General features: G+C 44.0%; 5 protein-coding genes and 1 pseudogene. 4 read left to right on the plus strand and 2 right to left on the minus strand.

Going from position 1 to position 6165, the window contains the following annotated elements; all coding sequences use genetic code 11:
• Positions 1–60 precede the first annotated feature (60 nt).
• The 3 genes and pseudogenes from purE to REG_RS08750 all read left to right on the plus strand — a co-directional run bounded on the left by purE (position 61) and on the right by REG_RS08750 (position 2648).
• A complete protein-coding gene (gene purE, locus REG_RS08740; protein ID WP_006705311.1) occupies positions 61–585 on the plus strand; it encodes a 5-(carboxyamino)imidazole ribonucleotide mutase in 525 nt (174 codons plus the stop codon).
• A pseudogene (gene purK, locus REG_RS08745) lies at positions 582–1695 on the plus strand (5-(carboxyamino)imidazole ribonucleotide synthase). The gene purE and the pseudogene purK overlap by 4 nt, the downstream one beginning before the upstream one ends.
• On the plus strand, positions 1689–2648 hold the full coding sequence (locus tag REG_RS08750; protein WP_006705313.1) for an SPFH domain-containing protein: 960 nt from the start codon (positions 1689–1691) through the stop codon (positions 2646–2648). The pseudogene purK and the gene REG_RS08750 overlap by 7 nt, the downstream one beginning before the upstream one ends.
• A gap of 89 nt (positions 2649–2737) precedes the next feature.
• Here the strand turns inward: REG_RS08750 and csiE are convergent, their stop codons facing one another.
• Together csiE and suhB are read right to left on the minus strand one after the other, a co-directional pair.
• Complete coding sequence (gene csiE, locus REG_RS08755) at positions 2738–4054, minus strand: stationary phase inducible protein CsiE (RefSeq protein WP_176603504.1); 1317 nt, start codon at positions 4052–4054, stop codon at positions 2738–2740.
• A 204-nt stretch (positions 4055–4258) separates the two neighbouring features.
• Positions 4259–5059, minus strand: a complete 801-nt coding sequence (gene suhB, locus REG_RS08760) for an inositol-1-monophosphatase (RefSeq protein ID WP_006705315.1) — start codon at positions 5057–5059, stop codon at positions 4259–4261.
• Between the two features lie 108 nt (positions 5060–5167).
• Between suhB and trmJ the strand changes: the two genes are divergently transcribed.
• On the plus strand, positions 5168–5950 hold the full coding sequence (gene trmJ, locus REG_RS08765) for a tRNA (cytosine(32)/uridine(32)-2'-O)-methyltransferase TrmJ (protein WP_006705316.1): 783 nt from the start codon (positions 5168–5170) through the stop codon (positions 5948–5950).
• Positions 5951–6165: the final 215 nt, after the last annotated feature.

The following is a 6165-nucleotide window of genomic DNA, read 5'->3' on the forward strand; positions in this document are numbered from 1 at the left end:
AGCCGAAGGCAACTTCAAAGGCAAAGGGTATACATTAATATAAACAAGGAGCCTCCTTCCATGCCAACCAATCTCGATTCGACTAACCCGGCTAAGGCTAAAATCGCAATCGTCATGGGATCAAAAAGTGACTGGGCGACAATGCAATGTGCTGCCGAGCAACTCGACGACCTGAAGATTGCATTTCATGTCGAAATCATCTCAGCCCACCGCACTCCAGACAAATTATTTAGCTTTGCCAATAGCGCTAAAGAAAACGGATTTGATGTCATCATTGCCGGAGCCGGCGGCGCAGCGCATTTACCGGGGATGTTAGCGGCGAAAACGTTAGTACCTGTACTCGGCGTTCCGATCCAAAGCGCAGTACTAAACGGCATCGACAGTCTCTATTCCATTGTACAGATGCCACGGGGGATCCCGGTAGGAACACTGGCAATTGGTAAGGCAGGAGCCGCCAATGCGGCCTTGTTAGCGGCGCAAATTTTAGCACTGCAAGATAACGAATTGGCCATCAGATTAACCGATTGGCGTCAAAAACAAACTAATAACATCTTGGAAAACGCCGATCCGAGGTCAAAAATATGAAATCGGTTTGCGTACTGGGAAACGGTCAATTAGGACGAATGTTACGTCAGGCCGGTGAGCCTCTGGGGATCAAGGTTTACCCTATTGGTTTGGATGCTAGGCCAGAGCATGTACCTCATGAAGAAAGTGTCATTACTGCTGAAATTGAGCGTTGGCCTGAAACCGAATTAACCCGCCAATTGGCTGAAAAAAAGGCCTTTGTTAATCGTACTGTTTTTCCACTTTTAGCCGATCGCGAAACACAAAAAAAATTGCTTGATAGCCTGAGTTTAGCAACAGCCCCCTGGCGCTTATTGGAGAATGCCGAGCAATGGCCACAAGTGTTCGCGCAATTTGGTGATTTAGCCATCGTTAAACGCTGCGTTGGAGGCTATGATGGCCGTGGCCAATGGCGTTTAGCCGCTGATGGTCAAATCGATTTGCCACAAGATATATACGGTAAATGCATTGTTGAACAAGGCATCCATTTTTCTGCTGAAGTGTCGCTGATTGGAGCACGTAATCGTCAAGGACAAACGGTTTTTTATCCACTGACCGATAATTGGCATGAAAACGGGATACTGCGTGTGAGTATTCTCCAGCCTCAGGCCAAAGCAAAATGGCAGCAACAGGCCGAAAGCATGTTGTCCGCCATTATGGAGAAACTCGAGTATGTCGGGGTGATGGCGATGGAATGTTTTATTGACAACGATAAACTGCTGATTAATGAGTTAGCTCCCCGTGTTCATAACAGTGGTCATTGGACACAAAATGGCGCCTCTATTAGCCAATTTGAACTGCATTTACGCGCCATTCTTGATTTACCCTTACCGACACCGGTTGTCAGCGGGCAATCAGTGATGATCAACCTGATCGGCACTCCAGTGAATACGGAATGGCTAACATTACCACTACTCCATTTACACTGGTATGAAAAAGACATACACCCTGGGCGTAAAGTGGGTCATTTGAATTTGCATGCCCCCTCCAATGCAACAGCTCTATACCACATTGACAACGCTCGCGCCTTTACTCCCTGATGAATACCGAAGTGGTCTAGAATGGATAGAGAAAGAACTGTCATTGTATAAAAATCAATCCCTTGTCAAACAGGAAGACAAACTATGTTAAGCATTCTCCCTATTATTATCATGCTAACCATTATCGGGGTACTCTACGCTGTAAAAATTGTGCCTCAAGGTTATCAATGGACCGTCGAGCGTTTTGGGCGCTATACCAAAACGCTGATGCCTGGCTTAAATATCGTTGTCCCTTTTGTCGACCGTATCGGTCGTAAAATTAATATGATGGAGCAAGTGTTAGATATTCCTTCGCAAGAAATTATCTCGCGCGATAACGCTAATGTTGCTATTGATGCCGTTTGCTTTATTCAAGTCATTGATCCGGTGAAAGCGGCTTATGAAGTCAGTAATTTAGAGCTCTCAATCGTTAATTTAACCATGACTAACTTTCGGACAGTATTAGGCTCGATGGAATTGGATGAAATGCTATCGCAACGTGACAATATCAATAGCCGTTTACTGCATATTGTCGATGAAGCAACCAATCCCTGGGGCGTCAAAATCACACGTATTGAAATCCGTGATGTTCGTCCCCCAGCGGAGCTCGTCTCGGCAATGAATGCACAAATGAAAGCAGAAAGAACTAAACGAGCCGATATTCTGGAAGCAGAAGGGGTCAGGCAAGCAGCCATTTTACGGGCTGAAGGGGAAAAACAATCACAGATTTTAAAAGCGGAAGGAGAACGCCAATCTGCCTTTTTACAAGCAGAAGCACGAGAGAGAGCCGCAGAAGCAGAAGCCCAAGCGACAAAACTGGTATCAGAAGCTATCGCTGCCGGAGATATCCAAGCCGTCAATTACTTTGTTGCGCAAAAATACACCGATGCCTTACAAAATATTGCCTCTGCCAATAACAGTAAAATTATCATGATGCCACTGGAAGCCAGTAATTTGATGGGGGCTATTGGTGGCATCGGGGCACTTATCGCCGAAAGCAAAAAAGAGGCTATACCCACAGCCCTTGAAGTTGCCGCTAGGCGGCCAGAGCGTGAGACCCGATGAGCGTAGACAAACTACGTGATTCAGGCGAGGGCTCGCTGTCAACAACGCGGCAGCTTCAAAGGCGAAGGGTATAAAGCGTGATGAAGCACTTAAGCGCCAACACCCAATGAATTTGATGTCGGATGTTGAGGCGCTTCCAACAACATCCGAATTTGCTCGCTTTGCTGTTTCGTTAAGGGAAGTAACGCTTGTATCAAAGAAGAGGTTAAAGGCGGGGACAAAACAAAATAGGGCGTTATGACTAAAGCATCATCCGGAGGTGTATCGCATTGAAGGTACTTATCCAGGGGGTAATACTTAATATGGAGCGGCAATATCGTCAATTCGCGAATTTGCCGTTCTAATTCCTCTTCGAGTTGTGAATTATCTCGCGTTAACAAAAGCACTTGTTTTTCCTGCAACGCATTGCTTTGCATCAACCATGCGCCAAAACTAATCGCGATCAAGCCTATTTCTTCTGATGAAAATTCGATTTGATACTCTCGCTCAAAATCGACTAGCGCTTGCTGCGTCGTTCGCAATAAACGTGGATATTTACTGGTAATTCTATCTAACAACAGATTATCAACGCCAATATTAAAATAGCAACGTGCAATAGCCGGGGCAAGATGAGAGTACAGCTGACTTGCCAAAGCGGTTTTGTTACTGAACGACACCTCTGAAAATCGTTGAAAACGACAGATCATATTATGAACAGAATTCATTAAACGAATGTCTTCCACTGAGTTGCTATTGCTATAATTATGCGTTTTTAGCATCGTCAGCATCAGAATGATCATATCTCGTTCAATGGTCGCTAAAGGCGTCGGTAACAGCGGATTGATTGAATGAAATAAGATATTAGCAGCAGCGCGTTCTCGCTTTTTATTCAGCCAATCCCGCTGATTTGTTTTTAAATGTAAGCTACGTTGCTGTTGATTCTCCCAAGCACAATAAAAAATATAAATCGGTAAAAACCGGCGATCTCTTTCACTAAAAGGTTGCGCGAGTAACTTTTCACAACACTCCATTATTTTCTGTAATTGTGGTTTTAACCAGTTATTCACCTGGTGTAATTCCAACGCCAGGGCGCGATAGAGATCAACAGAAAAATAGTTATCAATAAATTCAGGACAGTAACGTAACCCGCGACGCAAGCAATCAATCAGACATAATCTTTTATCCAATAATTTTCCTTCGATTTGGCAAAAATTATTAGCCTGGATACAAATATCCAGGTGATATAATTGATTAATTTCATCAGAAATCTGTGCTATATCCTGTCGACTCACCGTAGGAGCAACACCATTGAAACGACTTATCGTCTCTAACTGCACTGCAGACATAGGTGAAAAAAGCATCAACAACGCGCGGCATCGCCGCTGTTGATTGGATAATTTAATCACTGGAAAGGTGTCTAGACTCATATCGCCTTCTGCAAAAACGGTTTTTATTTTTACAGATATAAGCATAGCAAAAAGGATACATTGAGGCGGTTTAAGGCGTCGTTTTTACATTGGTTTACAACTCACTGTATATAATCTAGAGTAATTTACTCTTGTTTTTCATACCACAATCAACAACGCCGCCGTAACTTGAAAGACGAAGGGTATCAATAAAAAAATGGAACATTAACATCTCAACGCCGCGGTCAATTCTTTATCCATTATCTGCTGCATTGTCTCAACCACGCGCGGAGACCCCACCACAAGATTACCGGAGTAGTAATAATTATCGCCCCCGACAAAATCGGTTACTCGCGCCCCTGCTTCACGAACCAGTAATTCACCACCAGCAAAACTACAAGGTGACAAACCTATCGAAAAAAAACCATCAACACGTCCGGCAGCAATATAGGCTAAATCTAACGCGGATGAACCTGAGCTGTGGATATTGTCACATTGAAAAGACAGTTGGCTTAGCAAATTATAATAGACATGGGAATGCGACTTTGCTTTGATAGAAATACCGGCGGCAAGCGTAGTGCCCGCTAAATTTTTATATTCAGGAATGCGTAAACGATAACTGTTAAGTTGAGCGCCTTGCCCGCGGACAGCAGTAAATAATTCATTACGTATGGCATCATAAATGACGGCAACTTCAGTATGTTCTTTTATACGAACAGCAATAGAGACGGCACAGTGAGGGAGGCGTTTAGTAAAATTACTATTTTCACCCAGCGATGAAATAATCCATTGCGTCTCATTATCCCCACCATTTAACGCAGGGCATTTTTGACTAATAATACTGGCGCTGGGATAAGAACGACGGATCACGTCAATAATCAGCCGCTCTGCACTCTTATCAACAGCAAAGTCGTTGCTGTTTTTTTTATTCGTTTTGATTGAACCCTGGGGTTCAGCATAATATTTGGCAATGAAATCGCCGGCCTTACGTGCAGCGCGTATAGCGATAGTCAGCATCGGGTGCATGGGTCTTTTCCACTAGGATGTTAAGGAACAAAAAATGAAGTGGCGCAGTATAACAGGGGTCTGTGTTAAAATGCCATTATCTGCAACAGACTTCTGGCAAAACCGCATATGCTACACAACATCCGCATCATCTTAGTTGAACCCTCACACCCTGGGAATATCGGCTCTGCGGCGAGAGCGATGAAAACGATGGGATTAACCGAGTTATATCTGGTGGATCCACTGGAAAAAATCGATTCTCATACCATTGCGTTGGCGGCAGGAGCCAGCAATGTTATCGATAAGGCAAAGATTGTTGATAATTTGGATCAAGCGGTAGCAGAATGTTCGCTAATAATAGGAACCAGTGCCCGCTCACGCACCCATGCGTGGCCAATGTTACACCCGCGGGAGTGCGGTGTTAAAAGCGTCTCTGAAGCTCACTTTGCGCCCGTGGCATTGGTCTTTGGTCGTGAGCGTTCAGGTTTAACCAACCATGAATTACAAAAATGTCATTTCCATGTCGAGATCCCCACCAATCCCGAATACAGCTCACTTAATCTCGCGATGGCAGTACAGGTTATTGCTTATGAAATACGAAACGCTTGGCTCGATGCAACAAGGGTAGTGACCGAGCCCCCTTCAAACTTACCCTCCTCTTTACCCTCCTGTGCAGTAAAACAAAAAACAGCGCTCTACCCACCGAATGAAGATCTTGAACGTTTTTATCAATGCCTAGAACAAGTTTTAGGCGATATTGGTTTTATCCGCCAGGCTCACCCAGGGCAAATTATGACTAAATTACGACGCTTGTTTACCCGCGCCCGCCTTGAGACTGTCGAACTCCATATCCTGCGCGGTATACTGCATTTAATCGATGAAAGCAAAAAACATCATGCTCCTGAGGATTAACTCAGTTTATTAAATGAGCGTTTTTTGCAAAAGTTTTGTATAGAAAATCGGTATATTTATCAATATCTGTCAACAAAGGTAGATATTTTTTAAATTAACCGAGGATTTTATAAATGATATCCCCATCCCAACACAATAGGAAGGCAAACCCTACTCAGGAAGCACAGCACAATCAAGGAAAGACATCAACGATCACTAAGAACGTAACATATATT

This window comes from Candidatus Regiella insecticola LSR1, assembly GCF_000143625.1.
GTDB classification, from domain to species: domain Bacteria; phylum Pseudomonadota; class Gammaproteobacteria; order Enterobacterales; family Enterobacteriaceae; genus Regiella; species Regiella insecticola.